A 23,447-nucleotide genomic window follows, 5' to 3' on the forward strand; every position below is an offset into this window, starting at 1 on the left:
GAGCGCGCTTGCGCGCGATCGGGTCTGCCGCGAGCACCCATCGCGCGCAAGCGCGCTCCTGCAAGATTAGTGGGTTAGGGCAGCGGGGTAGGTGGGCGTTGGGGGACGATAAGGCTGCACGCTGCGGCCCAGGTTGGTGCCCATGCGTTGGCCTAGGGCCGCGGCGTTGTACAGGCCGAGGCGGTTGCTCGGCACCTTGCGCACGTCATTCGTATCCAGCGGCGACGGCATGCCCGGCGGGGTCGCCAGTTGCTGGTTGAGACAGTCGTAGGAGAGCGTTGTGCTCCCCCCGTGCGTGGGCTGTACGCAGGTCGTCGATGCGCTTGCGTGCACGCCCGGAAGGTCCACCACGGATTGCGAATGCACGCTCGTGAGGGCGGACAATCCGACAAGCAGAAGACAATAGTGCCGAATATGCATAGCCCTTTCCCATAGGGACAGGCGCGTTGGATAACACGTCGTGTGCCGGTTGGGGAAGCACGTCACGCTTGTCATCGTGTTGTCATCAATGCTGTCACCAAACCGGCGTCTGTGTGTCATCTGCGCTGCCTAGCCTTCGCGTTGATCACCCGTGATGTATGGGCCACCGCGAGGACGGAAAGTGACGCGTTGTGCCCTCGCGCTATTGGCCTGCGCGCTGTGCTTCGGCACGGCACAGGCGATGCCACGGGCAGGGGACGCCACGCCAGGGATAACGCATGGAACGACGCGCTTTGATATCGATGCCCAGCCGTTGGCCGGCGCGTTGCGTGCGTTCAGCGAGCGCACCGGCATCGCGGTGTTGTTCGACGATGCCGTGGTCTCCGGGCGTGACTCGCCCGGACTGCATGGTGAGGCGGCGCCGCGCGATGCCTTGCGCATCCTGCTGGTTGGCACCGACCTCAGCGCGCACTTCAGTTCAATGAACGCGTTCACTGTCAACGCTACCCCCGCCGAGGCCGGCGAAGCCGCGGGCGTCGCGCCGCCGGTGCCGGTGGATCTCGCGGACGATGACGCCGCCGAGTTGCAGCGCGCCGTGGAGAAGGTGTTATGCGTGCGCCGGGATACCCGCCCCGGCACGTTCCGTCTTGCGCTACAAATTTGGATCGATGCGAGCGGGCATGTCGCCGACGTGGTTGCGCTCGCGCCGTCCGATGATGACCAGCGCGATGCGCGCGTCGTGACCGCGTTGCGCAGCGCCCGCGTGCCCGCCCGGCTCGCCGTGGCCAGCCCCTTCACCGTGCTGCTCGCGCCGTCGCGCCGTGACGCCTGCGGGGCCGCGTGAGCGCTGACGCCACCCTGCTGGGTCTGTTCCTTGATAACTACGAGGACTTCCGTCGCCGCCTGCGTCGCCGCCTGCGTTCGGATGACCTCGCTGACGACGTGATGCAGGAAACCTACCTGCGCGTGGAAAAGCTGGCGATGCCGGAAGGCCACGCCACGCACCCCACCAGCTACCTGTTCCGCATGGCGCTGAACATGGCCGCCGACCACCACCGCTCGCAGGGCCGCCTGCTCACGGGCGAAGAGGTGGATGAGTTGTTGCATTCGGTGGACGACATCATGGAGCCCTCGACCATCCTGGCGTCACAACAGGACATCGCGGCGCTCAGCATCGCCCTGGATGCCCTGCCGCGCCGGCAGCGCGAGATCCTCATCGCGGCCCGGGTCGATGAGCTTCCGCAGGCCGATATTGCGGCCCGCCATGGCATTTCCGTGCGCATGGTGGGCAAGGAACTAAAGAAGGCACTTGAGACCTGTGCCACGAAAACCGGCCGCCGTTCGGTCCAACGGTTCGGTCCTGGGGCGCGGGAAACGTCTTGACCGGTATGGATGCTTCCCACCGCTACGATCGCCGCACCGAAGCCCACGACTGGCTGGTGCACCTGACCTCCGGCACCGCCACCTACGAGGATGGCGAGGCCTTCCGTCGTTGGTGCGCCGCAAGCGATGAAAACGCCCTGGCCTTCGTCGAGGCGCGCGCGCTGTGGGAGGCCCTGGGCCCCGCCGCCGCGCTGCGCCAGCATGGCACGCGGGGCAGGGTGCGCGGTACGGCGCGTGGCCTGCATAACGTCCGGCTGACCCGTCGCGCGTTCCTCGGTGGTGCCGTGGCGGCATCGTTCGCCGCGCTGCTCATGGCACGTAGTGACATGTTTAGCCAAGGTTCCCTGCCAGATGGTCGTGGCCTGCGTACGCGCGTAGGTGAGCAGAAAAACGTTGTCGTGGCGCCGGGCGTTTCACTCGAAATGAATACCGATACGGACATCTCCGTGCGTGAGCACGGCGGTATCGTCACCGGCATGCATCTGCGTCGTGGCGAAGCCGTGGTCCGTATCGACACCACGCGCAAAGACCCGTTCGTGGTGGAAGTGGCGGATGGCCGGCTGTTCTCCACGCCAGGCGCGGCCTTTGCCGTGCGTTGCGCGGACGATGCCGCCACGGTGACCTGCCTCGACGGCCAGGCCGTCCTCAATCGTGATGGCACGAACATGGCGGTTAAGCCGTCGCAGCAGGTGGCCTTCGATGCCAGCGGTATCGGCACGGCAGTCGCAGTGAATCTCGATACCGCCCTGGCCTGGCGCAACCGCGTGCTCATTTACGACAACCAGCCACTGGCCGACGTCGTCGCGGATATCAATCGCTACCGTCCCGGCCGCATCGTCATTACCGATCGTGCGCTGGGCGAGCGCCGGGTACATGCACGTTTCACCCTCGACCAGATGGGTGAAGTCGCCACGCTGATCCAGGACGCCTACGGCGCCCACGCCACGAACCTGCCCGGCGGCTGGGTGCTGCTGAGCTGATACGCGAGGGCCGGCACCCGCGGCCGCATGAATTTTTCGTGACACCGGTTCAGTGCGACGACAGCCCACGCGTCTAAGGGGCAAACGGAACACAGGGGATTTTCCGCGTGGGTACACGAGCACTACGGGTGAACGCATGAAGCGTGCCGCGAACCCACTGGCGAAGGCCCTGGCCGCCGCCATCGCATGGGGCCTTACCGCCCATGCCGCCGCGCAGGATGCGCCGCAGTCATTTGAGGTGAATGAGTACGTCGTGGATGGCAACTCCACGCTCCAGTCGCTGGATATCGAAACCGCCGTGTACCCGTTCCTGGGCCCGGGCAAGTCGATGACCGATGTGACCGGTGCGCGCGATGCCCTGCAGAAGGCATACCAGGCCCACGGCTATCAGTCGGTGGTGGTGGACATCCCACCGCAGCAGGTGAAAGACGGTGTCGTGCGCCTGCAGGTCACCGAGAACACGATCGGCCATGTGCGTGTCGAAGGCGCCACGTACCGTTCGCCGAAGGATATCCGCGAAGGCGTGCCCGCACTGAAGGAAGGCGATGTGCCGGACTTCTCCGCCGCGCAGGCCCAGCTCACCGACGTGAATCGTCGCGCAGGGGCACAGGTGGTGCCGGTACTGACTCCGGGCAAGCTGCCGAACACCATGGACGTGACCTTGAAGGTCACCGACAACAAGCCGCTCAGCGCGAGCCTGGAAGTCAACAACGACCATAGCGTGAACACGCCCGAGCTGCGCATGGTGGCCAGCGTGCGCGATGACAACCTGTTCCAGAAGGGCCAGGCGGCATCGCTGACCTACATCGTCGCGCCGCAGGACCGGAAGAGCTCCGAAGTGTGGGCGGGTTCGTACCTGGTGCCGTTCAACGGCGACTGGAGCATGCTGGCCTCGGGCTACAAATCCAACAGCAACGCCAACGCCGTCGGTGGTACCACCGTGCTCGGCAAGGGCAACGCCTTCGGCTTCACCTTCGTGCGTAACCTGCCCACGCACGGCGAGTTCTCGCAGTCGCTGTCGCTCGGCGTCAGCCGCAAGCACTTCGACCAGGACCTCGTTCTCGGCGACGACACGTCAAAAGCGCCGATCACCTATATCCCGGTGAGCGTGACCTACCAGGGCCAGCGCATGGGCGAGAAATCCATGAGCACGATGTCGCTGGGTGCGGTCGGGGGGGTCCGTGCGGGCGGCAGCAGCGCGGCGGAGTTCGATAACCAGCGCTACAAGTCGCGACAGAACTTCTTCTACATAAAGGCGGAAGGCGGCCATACGCGCAACTTCGATAGTGGCTGGAGCCTGCTCGGCCGGCTCGCCCTGCAGGTGTCAACGTCGTCGCTGGTGTCCAGCGAGCAGTTCGCCGCCGGTGGCGAGAGCACCGTGCGCGGTTACCTGGAAGCCGAGGAAACCGCCGACCACGGCGTCATCGGTTCGCTTGAGCTGCGCACACCGTCGATCGCGGCGCACGTCGGGAGCTGGATGAACGACTGGCGCTTCCTGGCCTTCGCCGATGGTGCCCACCTGCAGCTGATGAACGCGCTACCGCAGTTGATCGACCAGGATCATCCGGATGCCGGCAGCCGCACCGTGAAGACCTACGACCTCTCCAGCGTGGGCCTTGGCACGCGCTTCCAACTGTTCAATTTCGCCACCGGTGCTTTCGAGATCGCTTACCCGTTCAACGACGGGCAGGCCACGAAGGCCCACGACACCCGCATCCATTTTTCTCTCAAGGCCGAGCTCTGACCGGGCACTAGGGCAACCACCCAGGGGTACCACCGTGAAACGACTTCTGTTCCTCGCCTCCATGCTGATCGGCCTCGCGCCCGCGGCCCACGCCGCCGATGCGTCGTGGTGGAACCAGGACTTCGCCTTCCGCAAGGCGATCACCATCGACACCACGGCGAAGGGCGGCAACATCAGCACCGCCGCCGGTCGCGTGCCGATGCTGGTCCGTCTGCACTCGGGCAACTTCACCTTCGATGGTGTCAACGAATCCGGTGCGGATATCCGTTTCGTCGCTGCCGATGACAAGACGCCGTTGAACTTCCAGGTCGAGACCTTCGATCCGGTGCTGGGCGTAGCCCTGGTCTGGGTGGACGTGCCGCAAGTTGGCGCGGATGCGCAGCAGCAGGTCTGGATGTACTACGGCAACCCGAAGGCGCAGGGCGCGGACAAGGGCAGCGCCACGTTCGATGCCGACTACGCCGCGGTCTATCACTTTGAAGACGCCGCGGGCAGCGCACCGCGCGACGCCACGGCGTATGCCAACAACGCGGCGGGCTCGCTCGCCACGGTCGACGGCATCATTGGCAAGGCGGCGCGTTTCGATGGCAAGCAGGGCCTGAAGCTGCCGGGCGCGGTCTCGATGGCCATGGGCCAGGGCGGCGCGTTTACCTTCAGCGCCTGGGTCAAGCCGGATGCGGTCACGGACGGGAAGGTCACCCTGTATGCGCGCCACCAAGGCACGCAGGAACTCGTGATCGGCCTGCAGAACGGCGCGCCGTTCGTCCAGGTGGGCGAGGGCGATGCCGCACCGGTCAGCACCGTCGGTGAGCCGCTGAAGGCGGCTACCTGGGCACATATCGCGGTGACCGCCGCCGAGGGCAACCTGCAGCTTTACGTGGACGGCAAGCCGTATGCGACGCTGGCCGGCGCACTGCCGGCGATGAATACGGAAGCTACGCTCGGTAGCGACAGCGCCGATGCGACGAACGCGGGTGCTCCCTTCGCCGGCCTCATGGATGAAGTGCGCCTGTCGCGCATCGCCCGCCCCGCGGTGCTGATCGCCATGGACGCGCAGGCCCAGGGCGCCGAGTCGAAGCTGGTGGCTTACGGCACCGACGAGAAGCAGGCCGGTGTGGGCTTCGGCTACTTCGGCATCATCGTGAAGTCGGTCACGACCGATGCGTGGGTGGTGATCGGCATCCTGTTGATCATGGCCGCCATCTCGTGGGTCGTGATGTGGCAGCGCACCGCGTACGTGAACCTGGTCAGCCGCGCCAACGATGATTTCCTCGAGGCCTTCCGCAAGCAGGGCCGCAACATCCTCGCGCTCTCGCGCGATCCTGCCGCGAATCGCCTGGCCGATTCCTCGCTGTTCCGCCTGTACAAGGTTGGCGCCGCCGAAGTGTGGGGCCGCCGCGATGCGGATGGGCATGACCACATCGCGCCGGAATCGATCGAAGCGATCCGCGCGACCATGGACTCGACCATGGTGCGTGAAAACCAGCGCCTGGCGAAGTCGATGGTGATGCTCACCATCGCGATCTCCGGTGGCCCGTTCCTCGGCCTGCTCGGTACGGTCGTCGGCGTCATGATCACCTTCGCCGCGATCGCCGCGGCGGGCGATGTGAACGTCAACGCCATCGCCCCGGGTATCGCCGCCGCGCTGCTCGCCACCATCGCCGGCCTGTTCGTCGCGATCCCGGCGCTGTTTGGCTACAACTACCTGCTCATCCGCAACAAGAACGTCACCGCGAACATGCAGGTGTTCGTCGATGAGTTCGTGACCCGCCTGGCCGAACAGCAGCGCGTCGTGGCTTCGGCCGCGGTCGCCGCGTAAGGACCCGCCGCCATGCGCGCCCAGGACGACGACAAGCCGTATGACGATATCAACATCACGCCGATGCTCGACCTGGCGTATGTGTTGCTCGTCATCTTCATCATCATGACCACCGCGTCGGTACAGGGCATCAAGGTGAACCTGCCCAAGGCCTCCGCCGCGGTGAGCATGGCCAAGCCGCAGACCAAGGCCATCACCGTTTCGGAAACCGGCCAGGTATTCCTCGATGCCTACCCGGTCACGCTCACCGAACTGGAGCAGCGCCTGCGCTCGCTCAAGGCGCTGAACCCGGATTTCCCGGTGGTGGTGAAGGGTGATTCGACGGTGCAGTACCAGAAGGTCATGGACATCCTGGACTTGCTGCGCCGGGTGGACCTGCCGCAGGTCGGCCTGGTGACCGGCAAGGCGCCGAAGGATTGATGGCGTGGACGCTTTCGAACCACGCCGTCGCCCCCCACGCCGCTGGCTCGGCCCGGCGGTCGCCGCGGCCGTGTTCCTGGGCCTGTGCGCGCTGGTCTGGCATTTCGCCGCGAGCACCGTGGGTGTGCGCCGCGAGGCGCCGCGCATAGCGACGATCACGCCGTTACCGCCGCCGCCGCCGCCGCCGAAGGAAAAACCGCCCGAGCCCAAACCGGAGGAAAAAATCAAGCCGGTAGAGGACAAGCCGCTCGACCAGCCGCAGAAGCCGATCGATGCGCCGAAGTCCACGCCGGACGTGGCGAAGCAGATCACCATGAACACGGATGCGCAGGCCGGTAGCGACAGCTTCAACATCGGCGCGGGCGCCGGTGGCGGCATGGTCGGCTCCAACGGCGGCACCGGCACGGGCACCGGCAGTTACGACCAGTACCTCGGCTATGCGATCCAGCAGGCGATCCAGCGCAACGACAAGGTCAACCGCCTCTCGTTCGAGGTACAGGCCAACGTGTGGCTGGATCCTGATGGTCGCCTGGTCCGTGCGGAGCTTGCGAACTCCAGCGGCAACAAGACCACCGATGACGCGCTGATCGACGCGCTGCGCGCGATGCCGCGCATCGATGTCGCACCGCCCGCGTCGTTGCACTTCCCCGTGCGCGTGTCCATTCGCGGGAAACGTCCCGCATGAACGCCTTCCTTCCTTTCAAGCCCTTTGTTTCCCGGAGATTCCGCATGACCCACGGAAAGGCACGCCAGCGACCCGCGCGCGCCCTGCTGGCCGCCGCTATCGGCCTGGCCATCTGCGCCACAGGCGTTCACGCCCAGTCCGCGCCGTCGGAAAACGCCACCATCAACCTCGTGCGCCTGCTGGTGAAGCGCGGCGTGCTGACCCAGGCCGATGCCGATGGCCTCATCGCCCAGGCCAACGCGGATGCCGCGTCAGCACAAAAGGCTGCGGGCACCGCCAACGCCGTACCCGCGGTGCCGGGGCAGGTGCGCGTGACCTACGTGCCCGAAGTGGTGCGTAACCAGATCAAGGATGAGCTGCGCCAGGAAGTGGTGGCGCAGGCAAAGCAGGAACGCTGGGCCGAACCGGGCAAGTTGCCGGAGTGGCTGGATCGCATCGCCTGGACCGGCGATATGCGCGTGCGCGACGAGTTCCATTACTACGACAAGGGCAATGCGGGCCAGCAGGTCGATTTCGCCTCGCTTAACCGCACGGGCCCCTACGATCTGAATGGTGTCGTGCCGCCGCCGCAGCTCAACACGCTGGAAAACCGCACCAACTCGCTGCGTATCCGTGCCCGCCTGGGCGTGGATGTGAACCTGGGCGATGGCGTGACCGCGGGTATCCGCATCGGTACCGGCAACGACAACAACCCGGTCTCCACCACGCAGAACCTCGGCGGCGGCCTGGCGAAGAAAAACATCTGGCTCGACCAGGCCTGGATCGCCTGGCGCCCGACCGATTGGGTGAAGGTGACCGGCGGCCGCATGCCCAACCCGTTCCTCAGCACCAATCTGGTCTATGCCGACGACCTCAACTTCGACGGCATCGCCAGCCACTTCGATGTGCCGGCCAGCGATGACGTAAGCACGTTCGCCACCGTCGGCATGTTCCCGATCGAATACCAGTCGGATGATTTCCCGTCGCAGTCGGGCACCAAGGAAGCAAGCCGCGACAAGTGGATGGCCGGCGCGCAGGTGGGTGCATCGTGGAAGTTCGCTGATGACGCGGAATGGAAGTTCGCGCTGGCGTACTACCGCTTCGACCACATGCAGGGACAGCTCTCCGATCCGTGCCCGATCTACCTGGGCGTGACCTACTGCAGCACGGACGCCACGCGCCCGACCTTCATGCAGAAGGGCAACTCGCTGTTCCTGCTGCGCGACATCATCCCCGATCCGAACTCGCCCAGCAGCTACGCGCAGCCGCAGTTCGTTGGCCTGGTCTACGACTACCACGTTGCTAACGCCACCACGCGCCTGGATATGAAGGTTGCGGATACGCCGCTGCGCCTGGAAGGCGATTACATCCGCAACCTGGCCTACCACCGCAAGGATGCCTTCGCGCCCGACGTGGGCCTGAATCGCCTGGTCAACAACTTCGGCGCGGGTGATTTCTCCGAGAACACCTACAAGAGCGGCCCGGTCGGCTGGATGTTCCGCGCCACGCTGGGCAACCCGGATCCGCATGCGGTCGGCGACTGGAACGTCAGCCTGGCTTACAAGTACCTGCAGCCCGACGCCACGCTCGATGGCCTGAACGATCCGGATTTCCATCTGGGTGGCACCAATGCCAAGGGCTTCATCCTCGGCGGCAGCTACGGCATCTCGAAGTACTCGTGGCTGAGCCTGCGCTACTTCAACGCGAAGGAAGTGTTTGGCCCGCCGCTCTCCATCGACGTCTTCCAGCTCGAAATGAACGCCAGGTTCTAAAGGAGGCGACATGAAACGCTTGCTCATCGTCATCGCGCTGGCCACCGCCGCACCTGCGGTGTTCGCGCAACAGGCCAGCCTGGAAAGCCGCATCCGCACCCAGCTGAGCGAAACGCGCAGCCAGTTGCAGGACCTGCAGGCACAGCAGGCCAGCTGGGCGGCCGAGAAGGCCCAGCTGGAGAAGGAGCGCGACGCCGCCAAGGCGGATGCCGACGCGGCGCGTGCGGAAGGGAAAAAGGGCGCGACGGTCTCCCCGGAGACGACCCGCGCCCTCGCTGCGGAAAAACAGCGCCGTGAGGCCGCGGAAGCCTCGGCGCAGAAGGGCAAAGCCGATGCGGATTCGGCCGCGGTCGCGCTGCGCACGGCGGAAACCGAACGCGCGCGGCTGGCCAAGGCCCTGGATGCGGCGAACAGCCAGGTCGATGTGTGCACCGCGCGCAACGTGCAGATGTACCGCGTCGGCCAGGACGTGATCGCCGCCTACGAAAACCTCGACATGAGCGACGTGATCGCTTCGCGCCAGCCGTTCGCGGCGAAGGCGCGGGTGAAGCTGGAAACGGCGGCGCAGGCGTTCGGCGACAAGCTGTACGACCAGCGCTTCGACCCACGCACGAGCCAGGCCACGGCCAGCCCATGATCAAGGACCCGTCAACCCCGCGGTGGGTCGCCATGGATGACACAGGAACCCGCGATGGACAGGGACGTCCCCATATTGAGGTGCGCATGAGCAGCCTGCATGCCCTTGCCGAAATGCTTCGCCAGCTTTACACGGCGCGCCAGGCAAAGGCAGCCGACATCCTGCTCGATCGCGTTCCGCGCGAGGCGCTGGAGCACTTGCTCAGCGAATCGTCGGCCTTCCTCGGCGCACGCGTGCGCTATGCGGTGGAAGACACCCTGCGCCATCGCAAGCGCGCAGCAGACGACCCGACCCACACCACGCTGCGTGCCATCGGTGCCGTGCTCAACGCATGGCTGCACGACGGGCGCCGCCTGGCGATCCGCGCCGTACTCCGCGAATGCACGGTGGCCGAGCTGCATGAGCTCGCCCACCTCCCCGATATCCACGATGAAGTGGCGTCGATGACCAGCGATTTCACGGGCGGGATCGCCCCGTCATCCGACGCCCAGACCTAACGCGCTCCACGAGGCCTTTGCCATGATCGTTCGCCACCAGCCTGCCAACTCCCGCCGCCCGGCACCGACGCCGCGGCCGACCTTGCGCCGCCGTGCGATGTGCCAGCTCATCGCCGTCGCGCTCTTCGGTGGCGGTGCGGCCCACGCCGCTACGCCCCCGGCATTCAGCCCGGCATGGTTCGCGGCCAAGCAGCAGCAAGGCACCACGGCACCCTCGCAACCCGCCGGTGGCGGTGGCAACACGGTGAGCTACACGCCGGGCAATGCGCTACAGCAGCAGCGCGTGCAGCAATCGATCACCAACCTCAACAATGCGGCAGCCGCGCTGGCGGCGCAGATGCAGCAGCAGAAGGATGCGCAGGCCGCGGCGGCCCAACTGGTATCGACGGTGCCCAACGGCCTGGGCGACGGGGCGCTCAAGCCGGCTTCAGGCATCGCCACCGATCCGACGCTTTGGCAGAACGCGTTGAAGCCGAAGGACACCGTAGCCGCCGATGGCAAGCATACGGTGGAGGTGCGGCAGACGGCGAAGAAGGCCATCCTTACCTGGGATAGCTTTAACGTCGGCCGCGATACGACGCTCTACTTCAACCAGACCGCGGGCAACCTCTCTGGCGGCGGCAACGACTGGATCGCGCTGAACCGGGTCAACGATCCCTCGGCGAAACCGAGCCAGATCCTCGGCGCGATGAAGGCCGAGGGCACGGTCTACGTGCTGAACCGGAACGGCGTGATCTTTGGCCAGGGCGCACAGGTGAATACGCGCTCGCTGCTCGCGAGCTCCATGGATCTGTTCTCGAACGACCTGAAGACGAGCAACAGCGTCTTCCTGAACTCGGGTATCTCGGATCCGGCGCTTTTTAACCAGCCGGTGCTTATCCCGAATGCCTCGGGCACGCCCGGCGGTGACGTTGTGGTGGAGAAAGGTGCATCCCTCAATGGCAGTGCGAACGGCTTTGTCATCCTTGCTGCGCCGCACGTCGCGAACCATGGTGCGATCGTCGCGGATGATGGTCGGGTGCTACTGGCTTCCAGTCCAACGTTGATCGCGCAAAGCACCGATGGCTCAGTGAATCTCGCACCCTTCAATAGTGATGAGCCGTCCGTTTCCGATGGTATCGACAACACCGGGCTGATCCAGGCTCGCCGCGGCGCCATCACCCTGTTCGGCCCGTCCATTCACCAGGATGGCGTGGTCGTCACCTCCACGAGCATCACCCGTCCAGGCAGCATCACCATCGGCGAGCGAGTAGACAACGCTTACTACCCCGTCGAGTTCGGCGCTGGCTCGGTGACCGCCGTGCTGCCTGAGAAGGATGGAGCTACCACCACGTCAAGCACGGATGCCGACAAGGTGTTCGTACCCGGAAGCATCAATGTGACCGGGCTGAACGTCACGCTGAATGGGGGAGCGTTGATCGAAGCGCCGGGCGGCAAGGTGTCGCTTACCGCCGCATCCAATGTCCAGCGTGGCGTTGTTGGGCGGATATACATCGACAGCGGTGCGATCATTGATGTATCGGGTCTCGCCGATGTTGAACTTCCGATGTCGGCGCTGCTCGTCAGCATACCCCGTATCGGCCAGAATGAGCTCGCCGACTCACCTCTCCTACGTAACAGCTTTCTCTATACCCAGAAGAACGTGCTGCTGGATAGCACAGCGTCAGGTACTCGCGCCGACGGACTGGACTGGATCGGCAGCCCCATCCTGAACGCGAAGGGCTATGTGGAGAACATGCCGCGCGATATCAGCCAGATGTTGACGGGCGGCGGTTCGGTTACCCTCGATGGTTTTGATGTGATCGCGCGGAGCGGATCGCGCATCGCCCTGGACGGAGGCTATCTGGCCTACCAGTCGGGGTGGATCAACACACCGAACCTGCTGGGCGCAGATGGCTTGATACATAACATCACGTCGGCGGATCCCGATGTGGCCTATGTCGGCTTTGCCGGGCAGTACACCAGCACGCATGCCCGCTGGGGCGTGAGCCAGACGTATAACTCCCCGCTGCTGGGCGGTGCGAACCGCTATCAGGAAGGCTTCATCAAGGGCGCGGACGCAGGCACGATGACGGTGCATGCGACCGTCGGCCTGGCATTAGATGGTGATATCAGTGCGCAAGCCACGGCGGGGACGCGGCAGACGGGCGATGGTACCCAGCCGGACGGTGGCACGTTCTATCTGGACCAGGTGACCTCGGTTCCGGGTGTGCCAGGGCGGGGTGTCCGCGTGCAGCAGACGTCGCAACCTGTTGAATCGCTCGTGCCTGGCTTTGATCGTGACACGCAATGGAGCGATGTCGACGTGGCTGCCGGTATCGACCCACCATGGATGGTCGTGAGTGCCGATACCCTCGGAAAGGCCGGCTTTCACACGCTCACTTTTTCCATTCCTGATATGCCGTTCGAAGAAGCGTCAGGTACGCATCTTTCGGTGACCCCGGGTGGAAGCATTTCGATCAAGGCCGTCGGTGCAAACATCTACGGAACCGTCGAAGCGCCTGCCGGGTCCATCTCGATCGCAACCGCGACAAGCGGTGAGAACATCGGCAGCGGCGTTGATACGAATATCACGCTGCATGATGGTGCACTCCTAAGTGCGCGCGGTAACTGGGTGAATGACACCGGCGCAACCGACGAGTCCGCTCAGGGAGACCGATGGATCAACGGCGGGTCTGTTTCGCTCTCGACGCAAATGCTCACGTTCGCCGATGGAAAGGATGCTACTGGATCGATCGATCTAGAAGCAGGCAGCACGATCGACGTAGGTGGTGGCGGTTATGTGGATACCTCCGGGCGTGTGAGCCTGGACCACGGCGTGCCTGCCGGACGAGGCGGAGATGTATCCCTGCAGGTTTATGTTCCGAAGGCGGTCACCTGGACGAAAGCGCCATCAGTGGTCGATCACGCCAGTATCATGGCGAACGGTTCGATCTTCGGTGAGGGGTTTGCCGGGGGCGGTAGCCTCACGTTGCGGGCAGCGGACATCCAGATCGGCGGGGACCCGGCAAAGCTCGCCTCCCCGAACGGTCTTTGGCTGCCAGCGGACTATTTCAGCGGGCAGGGGTTCAGCCGCTATAACCTCGACAGCATGACCGACTTGACGGTGTCGGACGACACCCATGTTGCCGTGACACAGACGAACCTCGTCGGTGATCTCGATGCGCTGCGCTTCCTCCCGACCGGAGCCGACCTGTCGAAGACCACCGCCGTTTCAAGCGGTGGCCATCTCGATGCCTGGCAGCGTTGGGCCATGCGGGGCACCACCGACGACACCGCGCCGGGCATCAGCCTGGTGGCAGGTGAGTATCTCAACTGGTATTCGGGTGCTCAGGGTACGCCGGCGCCTCACATCGCCAACGTGACCGGAACGCTCCTTGTCGGCAACGGAGCGTCCATCGACGTTGATGCAGGTGGCGTCATTGGACTTTCCGCCTACCATGATGTGCTGGTGGATGGCAGCCTTACCGCACACGGCGGATCGATCCATCTGACATCCGAAGTGCCGCTCACTAACGTGCCGAACACCTCACGCGTGCGCGTGGGCGAAGGCGCATTGCTAGATGCCAGCGGTATCGCGCTGGTGGATTTCCAGGCCGCTCCAGTCAACAGTGCCGAGGGACGCGTCGTGCCACGCACGGGAGACGTGCTCGCCGGCGGCTCGGTGAGTCTATCTGGCGAAAACCAGACGTTTATTGTCGCTGACGAGGGTGCGCGTATCGATGTATCCGGCGCCGCCGATACCTTCGACGTGCCGGTCGCGTCGCGCCGTCTCATTGGCGTGACGAACGATATTGCGCCCACCGCTGTGTGGAGCGATGCCGGAAGTATTTTCCTCGGAGCCTCCGCGGGCCTCTATCTGGGTGCCACGTTGAATGCCCATGGTGGCGCAGGCGACGCCGAGGGCGGTTCGCTGCAGGTAGTGGGGCTTCGCGATGAGTCGACGTTGTCGACGATCCACCCCAGGGGCATTCTCGTTCGTCAGTCAAGCAGTGAAAGGCCTTTATTCGCTGACATCGATGGTGGCGATGGCGATGCGGATGGCACGCTCGAGTTCGATGCCGATGTCCTCAACGGTTCGGGCATCAGCACGCTCCAGCTTGGATCAACGGCTGGGTCTGGCATCGGCAGCCAGCCGATCTTGCCCGTGGCCTTTGCCGGCGATGTGAACCTGAGCCTTGGACGCCAGGTCATCATCAACGCAGATGGCATCGCCGCGCTCGGCCCGGATGCGACCCGGATGGATATCCCCGCCGGCTACGTTGGGGACGCAGGCCACGTAAGTATCACGGCGCCCTATGTACATATCACGGGGGCATCCGCCTCGCCGCACGCGGTCGCCGGCGACGGCATCCTGGATATCGCCGCATCCACTATCGACATGGGCGGCATGGTGAACCTGCAGGGTTGGAAGCAGGCGAGCTTCAACGCGAGCGATGATCTTCGCTTCACGCTGCCGTCGTTTCTCGCCACCGATGGCACCAAGGTCCTTCCCGGCATGTTGTTCTCGACGGGCGACCTGCGGTTCACGGCGGCCCAGGTCTATCCCACGAGCGACTACCGCTTCGCGATCAACGCGAATGCGTCGGGCCTGCCGGATGCCGATGGCCAGGCGCGGGAAACGACGGTGACCTTCCTGCCGTCGGGCACCGCGGCGTCGGCGCCGCTGTCGGCCGGTGGCGCGCTGCTGGTGAGCGCGGATCATATCGAGCAGCAGGGAACAATCCGCGCGCCCTCGGGCACGCTGGTGCTCGGTACCACGGATCCTTCCGGCGATGCGTCCGACTTCGGCCTGGCTTCCGGCCTGCCGGCGCTGGCGACGACGAAGAGCGTGCATCTGGCGCCGGGTAGCGTGACCTCCGTGTCGCTCAACGACCTGACCGTGCCGTTTGGCAACACGATCGATGGCGTGGACTGGCGTTATGCGTTGAAGACGGCCATTTCGGCGCCGGTGGTTTCCGCGCCGCCGGCAAAGCAGATTGAAGTGCAGGGCGGGAGCGTATCGCTGGATGACGGTGCGACGATCGACCTGAGCGGCGGTGGCGCGTTGCAGGCCTCTGAGTTCGTCCCCGGTACCGGCGGTACGCGCGACCTGCTCTCCACGGCGCCGAACGGCGCGACCGTCTACGCGATCCTGCCCGGCCACCAGGGTAACCTGGCTGCCACGGATATGGCCATGGATGCGAACGGCGTTGCCCAGCCGGGCGTCGGCCGCCAGGTCTATCTGAGCGGTGTTCCGGGTCTGGCCGCGGGCTATTACACCTTGCTGCCGTCGCAGTACGCGACGCTGCCCGGTGCCATGCGGATTTATCAAGACACCAGCTCGCGCGATGCCATTGTCGGCCGCGCGGCCGCGTTCGCGGATGGCGGTTACGCGGTGGGTGGCTACTACGGCGATGCCTTGACCGGCGCGCACGATGCCCGAACCACCACCTTTGTCGTGCAATCGGCAGCGGCGTGGCAGCAGTATTCGCAATATCGCGTGACGGATGCCGATACGTTCTTCAGCGCCGCGGCGAGCAAGGCGGGGCAGGTGGCACCGCCGTTAGCGGTAGACGCGGGCCGCCTGCAGATCGGCGCGGGCCAGTCGTTGACCCTCGGTGCCACGCTGGATGCCGCACCCGGAAAGGGCGGCCGCACTTCGCAGGTCGATATTGCCGGCGAGGCCATCCAGGTGCTCGGTGCCGGTGACACCGCACGCGATGGCTACCTCGGCATCTCGGCGGATGGGCTCACCGCGCTCGGTGCGGGCAGCCTCCTGCTCGGTGGTACGCGCCGCAGTGATACCGATGGCGACCACGTTGACGTTTCGGCGCAAAGCCTGTTGCTCTCCAACGACGCGGCGCATCCTCTCGCCGGGCAGGAGATCCTGCTGGTCGCGGGCGCGGAGGGTGATGGCATCACCCTCGAGGATGGCAGCGTCCTGACTGCCCGCGGTGACGGTAACGCCGTGGCCGGCCAGCCGCTGGTCTTTGGCCGCAACGCCGGCACGGATGCGAGCGGCAAACCCCTCTCGGCTATCGACGGCAGCGGTGCACTGTTACGCGTCTCGCAGAATGGCGCGGCACCCATCACGCGCCTGGGGCTGTCGGATGATTCGACAGGGGGTATGCTGACCATCGGCGCGGGTGCAACGGTTGCCGGTGGCAGCGCGTTGACGCTTGATGCCACGGGGCGTGTGAGCGTTGATGACAAGGCGTTGCTTTCGGGCAAGGACATCGACGCCACGGCCAATCGCATCGCCTTTGTCGGCGCCGGTGCCACGGCACCGGATGACGGCCTGGTCATTGGCAGTGCAACCCTGGCCCAGTGGCGCGGTTCCGATACCGTGACCCTGCGCAGCCGCGGCGATATCGATTTTCTCGGGGCCCAGGATGTGGTCGTCGACCACGCGCTGGTACTGAGCGCGGGTGCATTGAACAGCGACGGCAGCGACGTAAGCATCCATGCGGATACCGTGACCTTCGCCAACCTTCTCGGCGCGGCCGCGGGTGACGCGCTGGCCGGCAACGGCACGTTGCGCGTCGATGCCAGTGAGATCGATTTTGGCCAGGGTACCGCGACGTTGCGTGGCTTCGGCACCTTTGATGGTACGGCGGCGGCAGGTTTTGTCGCGGCAGCGCAAGGTGGTGTCGACTTTGGCGCGGCCAACGTGAACCTGACGGCGCCGGTCTTCGTGGCGGATGGCGGGGCGTCGACCACCCTGAAGACGACGGGCGCCATGCGCCTGCAGGGCGCCGCGGGAACGGCCGCTGATCGCGATGGCCTCGGCGGTGCGATCACGTTGCAGGCCGCCAGCATCGACGATGGGATGAACCTGAAAGCTGTAGCGGGCGGTTTGACCCTCGATGCCACCCAGGGCGGCGTGCATGTCGGCGCAGGTGCGAGCCTCGATGTCTCCGGCGTGGTCAAGCAGTTCTTCGATACCGCCGCCTATTCGCCCGGCGGTCGGATCACGCTGAGCGCAACGGGGGACATCGCGATCGATGGCGGCTCCGCCATCCGTTATGCGGGCGCTTCCACCGCGGGCGACGCGGGCTCCTTCGACGCCGAAGCGGGTGGCAACCTGCTGCTCGGCCGCAGCTTCGATGGCCACGCGGCACAAGGCTATCGCGGCGGTTATTTCACGATCGGCACAGGGACGGCGCTGGATCTGAACGCCGTCGCCGGCCTGATCACGGCCAGCGGTTCGACCGGCCTGGTCGATATCTCAAGCGGGCAGGGCGATCTGGCGCTATCCGCTGGCCAGACCTTGACCGCGCAGAAGGTGTATCTCTACGCCAACGGCGGAACGGCGCGCATCGACGGTAACGTCGACGCCAGCTCGCCGGCGGGCAGCCGCATCGAAGTGTGGGGTCGCAAGGGCGTAGATATCAACGGCACGCTCGATGCCCACGTGACAACGCCAGAGCAGCGCGGCGGCGACGTGGTACTTGGCACGACGGGCACGTCCGATGGCACGGTCGACCCCACCTATGGTTACGAAGCGGTCCAGCGCGCCGATGCCGGTTATGTCCACATCGGCGCGGGCGCGGTGATCAACGTCGCGGGCGGCGCGGACACCGCGTTTGCCGGCGGTAGGGTGAGCGTGCGCGCGCCGTTGCTCGCGGATGGCGACGTGCCCATCACGATCGACAACCCAGGCTCGATCAGGGGTGCCCGCGATGTCACGATCGAACCGTATGCCGTCTGGAGCACCACGGACAGCTCGGCCGGAGCACAGCATTTCGATGGCGTGATCGACCCGGCGGGCTGGTTCAAGGCCGATGGCACCACGATGGTGTCGGGCACCTGGACTGACGAGAAGGGTAATGCCCTGGCGCCGCCGGCTGACCTCACCCAGCAGGCCGATTACCTCAGCCGGTACTACTTCACCCCCGATGCGGCGAATGCGGACCACACGGGTTTCTTCGGCTACAAGGGCGATGATGCGGCAAGCGGCCCGGGCACCTTGATGGGCTTCGTCCAGCAGCCGGGCTTCGCCTTCGGCGATCGTTTCGCCGGTATCACCAACCTCAATGTTCGTCCGGGCATCGAGTTGCGCAACCCAGCGGCGAATACGAACGGTGGCGACATCCAGGTCGTGACCAACTGGAACCTTGGCGCGGGTGTGACCGACGCAAGCGGTACGCCCCAGCTCGCTTATCGCTATAACGGCGAGGCGCCCATCCTTACCATCCGCGCCAGCGGCAACGTGGATATCAAGGCCAGCATCACCGATGGCTTCTACCAGCAGAACGATGGTGCCGCACTGAACGATCCGCCGACGGATGGTGGGGGTGACGATGATCCGCGCTATGACGCTGCATTGGCGAGCTACCAGACGTACCAGGCCTACCTTGACGCAAACAACGCCTGGAACGGAACGATCAACATCGGCGATGGCAGCCCTGCCGATGGCCTGGTGCCGGGTGGCCGCGTCGACGATATTACGAAGGATCCGTTCTACCAGCCGATCGCGGCCCCCGCGAAGAATCAGGTAGACGACTACTACCTCAACTACAACAAATACATCAACGAGGTGGGCGACGATAACACCGGTAACTGGGCGTTCTACTTCGTTACACAGAACAGCGGTCCCGGGGTAGTTTACGCGCCAGGTTTCATGGTGGTTGATCCAACGACGTTGGTAGCGCCGCAGCCCGGCGGCTTCAGCCGCTATTCCGATTACGCCGACGCCTATACCAACTGGCTCAATCAGTACTTCGCCGGGACGGGTCGTACCGACACGCCTTCACCCGTCCTGTTGCCCGTTGAGGCTGACTACACCGCGTATACGGCGGATTACGAAACCTACATCAACACGCACTTCAACTACTTCGCGACGGTCATGAGTGCCACGGGGACGGGCGCGGCACCTGCGCTGTTCTATGCGCCGTTCGCGCCCCGGCAGTCACCCAAGATCACCGACCCACGATATGCTGCGGCACTGGCGAGCTATCAGACCTACCAGGCGTACCTCGATGCGAACAATGCCTGGAATGGAACGATCAACATCGGCGATGGCAGTCCTGCCGATGGCCTGGTGCCGGGTGGCCGCGTCGACGATATAACGAAGGATCCGTTCTACCAGCCGATCGTGGCACCGGTTGCTCACCAGACCGACGACTACTACGTCAACTACAACAAATATATCAACGAGGTGGGCGACGATAACACCGGTAACTGGGCGTTCTACTTCGTTACACAGAACAGCGGTCCCGGGGTGGTCTATGCGCCAGGTTTCATGGTGGTTGATCCAACGACGTTGGTAGCGCCGCAGCCCGGCAGCTTCGGCCGCTATTCCGATTACGCCGACGCCTATACCAACTGGCTCAATCAGTACTTCGCCGGCACGGGTCGTACCGACACGCCTTCGCCCGTCCTGTTGCCCGTTGAGGCTGACTACACCGCGTATACGGCGGATTACGAAACCTACATCAACACGCACTTCAACTACTTCGCGACGGTCATGAGTGCCACGGGGACGGGCGCGGCACCTGCACTGTTCTATGCGCCGTTCGCGCCGCGTAACGACGCGGATCCGTCGTCGGTGCCGGCGGTCCCGTTCGGAAAGCCAGCTGCAAACAATTCGCCATCCAACATGCCGTCGTATGGCAACGCGGCCTCGCTGGCCTCGGCCACGTTGCTCGGCGGATCAAGTACCTCGTACCGCATCGTTGCCGGTGCCGACGCGAGCGGCGCCGATCCGCTGGCTACGCTGGCGTCAGCGGGCGACGTGACGCTCGATGGGCACTTCGCTGTTAAGGACACGGTGACCGACCCCGCGGTCGTGACGCCGTCCAGTTCCCTGGCCGGCAAGACGTTGCTCATGCCGACCACCATTCGCACAGGCACGGGCGATATCGATATCGCGTCGGCGGGTGATATTCGCTGGCTGGATGCGGCGGCACCGGCCACTATCTACACGGCAGGTGCACCTGCAGAGGGCACGACGGCAGGTGTCGGGGTTGACGTCGTTCGCCCCAGCGAGCTGATCCAGGGGGTGGGGCAGAATCAGCCCGACATGCTGGTGAACGGTTTGGTGAATCCTGATCACGCGGGCGATATCAGCCTGCACGCGGGCGGTGACATCGATGGCATCCAGCAGGTGATCGACACTGCGGGCCTGCAGACCAAGCTCCCGGGTAGCTCGGTATCGCAATACTGGTGGCAGTGGATGCAGGTCGGCAACGCGGCGGACGGCTCCCGTTCGTCGATCGATTTCTCGAATTTCCACCAGGGTGTGATGAGCATCGGCGGTAACGTCGATGTGGCCTCGGGCGGCGATATCAGCGAGCTTTCGGTTTCACTGCCGACCACGTGGTACGTGAACGCCGATGGAAAGTCCGTGACCACCGTGGGCGGTGGTGATCTTTCGGTGCACGCGGGTGGCGATATTCGTAGCGGCACTTATTTCGTGGCGAAGGGCACCGGCGATATCCACGCGGATGGCGTCATCGGGGTCTCGCCATCGCTGGCTAACATCGACACGGGGTATTCCGCGGGCGGGGTCGACACGACCATGGCGGCATCTACCCTGTTTGGCCTGCAGGATGCGCAACTGAAGGTGGATGCGAACCGGGGCCTCGACATTGGCGGCGTTTTTGATCCGTCGTACTACGTCATAGCTCCGACCATGCTTGCCTTGTACCCCGCCCAGCATCCGGATAGCCAGGGCTATTCAACGACATCGTCGTTCACGGGCTCCTCCACGTCGGGCAATGTGATCTTCGGGAGCCTGCTATCGCCGTCTGACCTGTTTGCGGCTTCCCAGGCACTTGGCACAGGCGGACGAGCTGTGCCGATACTTCCCGCGACCGTGAACCTGGTTGCGCCGGGTGGTGATGTGGATATCCGCTCAGGTGGGGAGTTGTTCCCGTCTGCCTACGGGAATCTTAGCGTGCTTGCCGCCGGCAACGTTGACTTGACGAATCTTGCCTACGACAGTACTGCTAATCATCTTGGCCTGATCGATTCGGCGCCTGAAGACATGCCGTCGCCACTGGACCCGTTACAAAGTAGCTTCACGAATCTGATCGGCTTTTCTACCTTGCGAGCGCAGGACAATGCTGTATTCCATGACCCGGACCTGCTGCATGCGGATGACACGACGCCGGTGCGGATCTATGCGCTCAACGGTGACATTACCAATGGCCAGGTCTCGGCCACGGGCTTCTCGTTTAATTTGTTGACTCTGTTCACGGACAAACAGGCGAATATCCGCGCGGGACGCGATATCGTGAACCTTTCGCTTGTTGGGCAGCACACTCGGCGCAATGACATCACGCGAGTGTCGGCCGGCCGGGATATTTACGATACGCCTTACCCTTCGGGCATCCTCGTTCTTCCCACGCCGTGGTCGACCATCATCGCGCCCTCGCTTGTCCTGGGCGGCCCTGGCACCTTCGTCGTGGATGCCGGCCGGGATATCGGTCCGTTCGTGAGCCAGGCAGACGTTTCCCAGCTGGCGTCAGGCAGCGCTTACCCGACGGGTATACAGGCCATCGGTAACTCGTACAACCCGTACTTACCGCACGAGAGCGCAAATATCCTGGTGAACTTCGGCGTGGCTCCGGGTACTGATATCGCAGGATTCCTGGCGCGCTACATGGATGGTGGCGACGGCTTGCCGAGCCTCGTTCCCGACCTCGTGTCGTTCATGCAGAAGCGCATCGCCGGTCAGGGCACCGCGACAGGCCATGAAACCGACGATGAGGTGGCGCCGCTGTCTGACGACGAAGCGCGCGCCTTGTTTGCCCAGCAACCGGAGATCGCGCAACGCATCTTCGCGCAGACTGAACTGTTCAAGCTGCTCGCCCAGGTGGGCGCCGACTACAACGATGCGTCCAGCCCTTACGCTGGCCAGTACGCCCGTGGTTACGACGCCTTGAGTGCGCTGTTCCCGAGTTCGCTGGGGTATACGGCGAACGGTGCTGGGCAGGGTGGCCTCAACGGAGCCGCCGCAACGGTCTACACAGGCAATCTCGATATCCGCAGCTCCACCATCCAGACGCAACAGGGCGGCGACGTTACGTTGCTTGGCCCGGGTGGTCAGGCTCTCATCGGCAGTACGGGGGCTCCCGCCCAGTACGTCAACGGAGCGGGCACGGTGCTCGCTGGCCCGAACTCCATGGGTCTGCTTACGCTCGAGAAGGGGAACATCAACGTATTCACTGATCGCAGCCTCTTGCTTGCGCAGAGCCGTGTGTTCACCGAACAGGGCGGCGACGTCACCATCTGGAGCTCGAATGGCGATATCAATGCCGGGCAGGGCGCGAAGACGAACAGTGAAGTGCCGCCGCCCAGATATCTCTGCGATATCGACGCATGGTGTCGCCTGGATGCACGCGGGCAGGTCAGCGGCGCCGGTATTGCGACGTTGCAGACGGTCGAGGGTGCGGAGCCAGGTAACGCGTTCCTGATCGCACCGCGCGGTACGGTCGACGCGGGCGATGCAGGCATCCGTGTCTCGGGCAACCTGGTGATCGCCGCCGCGCGCGTGGCCAACGCGGATAACATCCAGGTGAAGGGTGATGCTATCGGTATCCCGGTGACCGCAGCGGTGAATGTGGGCGCCCTCAACGCTGCCAGTGCCGCCGCCACCGCCGCATCGCAGGCGGCTGAAGATGTGGCGCGCAAGCAGCAAAGCGATGCGCGCGACAAGATGCCGTCCGAGATCTCGGTACGCGTGCTGCGCGATGGCGACAACACATCAAGCATCATGCCGAAGGCAGGCTACGACAACGCTTCGCCCGTACAGGTGCTCAGCAGGAACGACGCCAACGCACAGCTAACCGACGCCGAACGCAAAGCCCTCCACCGCATGTAACCGATACACCTGTAGGAGCGACCTTGGTCGCGACAGCTTTTCGCCGAACGCAACAGGCTCTGTTGCTCATCGCGAAGAGCCATCGCGCCCAAGGTCGCTCCTACATTTTTTGGTTCATGACAGTCGAGATGTCGATTCGGAAACAAGTGTGATGCAGGCCCGTTTCCGCATTTGCCGAAGTCATCAAGTGATCATATTGATGGACACCGCACTGGCATGTTCGCGAAACGCAGCAGGGGGATGCTTGCAAGGCCTCCACTTGGGGGGCTTCTATGCAAGGGGATACACCATGCGTTGCGA

Annotated in this window: 12 protein-coding genes; 11 read left to right on the forward strand and 1 reads right to left on the reverse strand. The window is 64.5% G+C overall.

Annotation, left to right across the window (positions count from 1 at the left end; all coding sequences use genetic code 11):
• Positions 1–66 precede the first annotated feature (66 nt).
• The gene (locus VGN46_RS16060; RefSeq protein WP_331645008.1) at positions 67–420 is read right to left on the reverse strand and encodes a hypothetical protein; all 354 of its coding nucleotides are present in this window, start codon (positions 418–420) and stop codon (positions 67–69) included.
• 181 nt (positions 421–601) lie between these two features.
• Here VGN46_RS16060 and VGN46_RS16065 point away from each other — a divergent pair, with 181 nt between their 5' ends.
• The 11 genes from VGN46_RS16065 (at position 602) to VGN46_RS16115 (ending at position 23,147) form a co-directional block, all read left to right on the forward strand.
• On the forward strand, positions 602–1,264 hold the full coding sequence (locus VGN46_RS16065) for an STN domain-containing protein (protein WP_331645010.1): 663 nt from the start codon (positions 602–604) through the stop codon (positions 1,262–1,264).
• Complete coding sequence (locus VGN46_RS16070; RefSeq protein WP_331645012.1) at positions 1,261–1,803, forward strand: RNA polymerase sigma factor; 543 nt, start codon at positions 1,261–1,263, stop codon at positions 1,801–1,803. Before VGN46_RS16065 ends, VGN46_RS16070 begins: the two co-directional genes overlap by 4 nt.
• Before the next feature lie 5 nt (positions 1,804–1,808).
• A complete protein-coding gene (locus tag VGN46_RS16075; protein ID WP_331645014.1) occupies positions 1,809–2,783 on the forward strand; it encodes a FecR family protein in 975 nt (324 codons plus the stop codon).
• Between the two features lie 136 nt (positions 2,784–2,919).
• Positions 2,920–4,527, forward strand: a complete 1,608-nt coding sequence (locus tag VGN46_RS16080; protein WP_331645016.1) for a ShlB/FhaC/HecB family hemolysin secretion/activation protein — start codon at positions 2,920–2,922, stop codon at positions 4,525–4,527.
• A gap of 34 nt (positions 4,528–4,561) precedes the next feature.
• On the forward strand, positions 4,562–6,346 hold the full coding sequence (locus VGN46_RS16085) for a DUF2341 domain-containing protein (RefSeq protein WP_331645018.1): 1,785 nt from the start codon (positions 4,562–4,564) through the stop codon (positions 6,344–6,346).
• Between the two features lie 12 nt (positions 6,347–6,358).
• Positions 6,359–6,766, forward strand: coding sequence for a biopolymer transporter ExbD (locus tag VGN46_RS16090; RefSeq protein ID WP_331645020.1), 408 nt, complete (start codon positions 6,359–6,361; stop codon positions 6,764–6,766).
• Between the two features lie 4 nt (positions 6,767–6,770).
• Positions 6,771–7,451, forward strand: a complete 681-nt coding sequence (locus VGN46_RS16095; RefSeq protein ID WP_331645022.1) for a TonB C-terminal domain-containing protein — start codon at positions 6,771–6,773, stop codon at positions 7,449–7,451.
• Between the two features lie 44 nt (positions 7,452–7,495).
• On the forward strand, positions 7,496–9,202 hold the full coding sequence (locus VGN46_RS16100) for a putative porin (protein WP_331645024.1): 1,707 nt from the start codon (positions 7,496–7,498) through the stop codon (positions 9,200–9,202).
• A gap of 10 nt (positions 9,203–9,212) precedes the next feature.
• Positions 9,213–9,839 (forward strand): hypothetical protein, encoded by a 627-nt coding sequence (locus tag VGN46_RS16105; RefSeq protein WP_331645026.1) that lies wholly within the window; start codon positions 9,213–9,215, stop codon positions 9,837–9,839.
• Between the two features lie 86 nt (positions 9,840–9,925).
• Positions 9,926–10,336 (forward strand): hypothetical protein, encoded by a 411-nt coding sequence (locus VGN46_RS16110; RefSeq protein ID WP_331645028.1) that lies wholly within the window; start codon positions 9,926–9,928, stop codon positions 10,334–10,336.
• A gap of 22 nt (positions 10,337–10,358) precedes the next feature.
• Complete coding sequence (locus tag VGN46_RS16115) at positions 10,359–23,147, forward strand: filamentous haemagglutinin family protein (protein WP_331645030.1); 12,789 nt, start codon at positions 10,359–10,361, stop codon at positions 23,145–23,147.
• The last annotated feature ends 300 nt before the right edge of the window (positions 23,148–23,447 follow it).

Origin of the sequence: Luteibacter sp., from assembly GCF_036500425.1 — a bacterium.
Taxonomy (GTDB): Bacteria; Pseudomonadota; Gammaproteobacteria; order Xanthomonadales; family Rhodanobacteraceae; genus Luteibacter.

Coding starts and splice junctions, on each gene's coding strand:
- VGN46_RS16060 (WP_331645008.1), bottom strand. CDS start 420: ATGCATATTCGGCACTATTGTCTTCTGCTTGTCGGATTGTCCGCCCTC.
- VGN46_RS16075 (WP_331645014.1), top strand. CDS start 1,809: ATGGATGCTTCCCACCGCTACGATCGCCGCACCGAAGCCCACGACTGG.
- VGN46_RS16080 (WP_331645016.1), top strand. CDS start 2,920: ATGAAGCGTGCCGCGAACCCACTGGCGAAGGCCCTGGCCGCCGCCATC.
- VGN46_RS16090 (WP_331645020.1), top strand. CDS start 6,359: ATGCGCGCCCAGGACGACGACAAGCCGTATGACGATATCAACATCACG.
- VGN46_RS16100 (WP_331645024.1), top strand. CDS start 7,496: ATGACCCACGGAAAGGCACGCCAGCGACCCGCGCGCGCCCTGCTGGCC.
- VGN46_RS16105 (WP_331645026.1), top strand. CDS start 9,213: ATGAAACGCTTGCTCATCGTCATCGCGCTGGCCACCGCCGCACCTGCG.
- VGN46_RS16110 (WP_331645028.1), top strand. CDS start 9,926: ATGAGCAGCCTGCATGCCCTTGCCGAAATGCTTCGCCAGCTTTACACG.
- VGN46_RS16115 (WP_331645030.1), top strand. CDS start 10,359: ATGATCGTTCGCCACCAGCCTGCCAACTCCCGCCGCCCGGCACCGACG.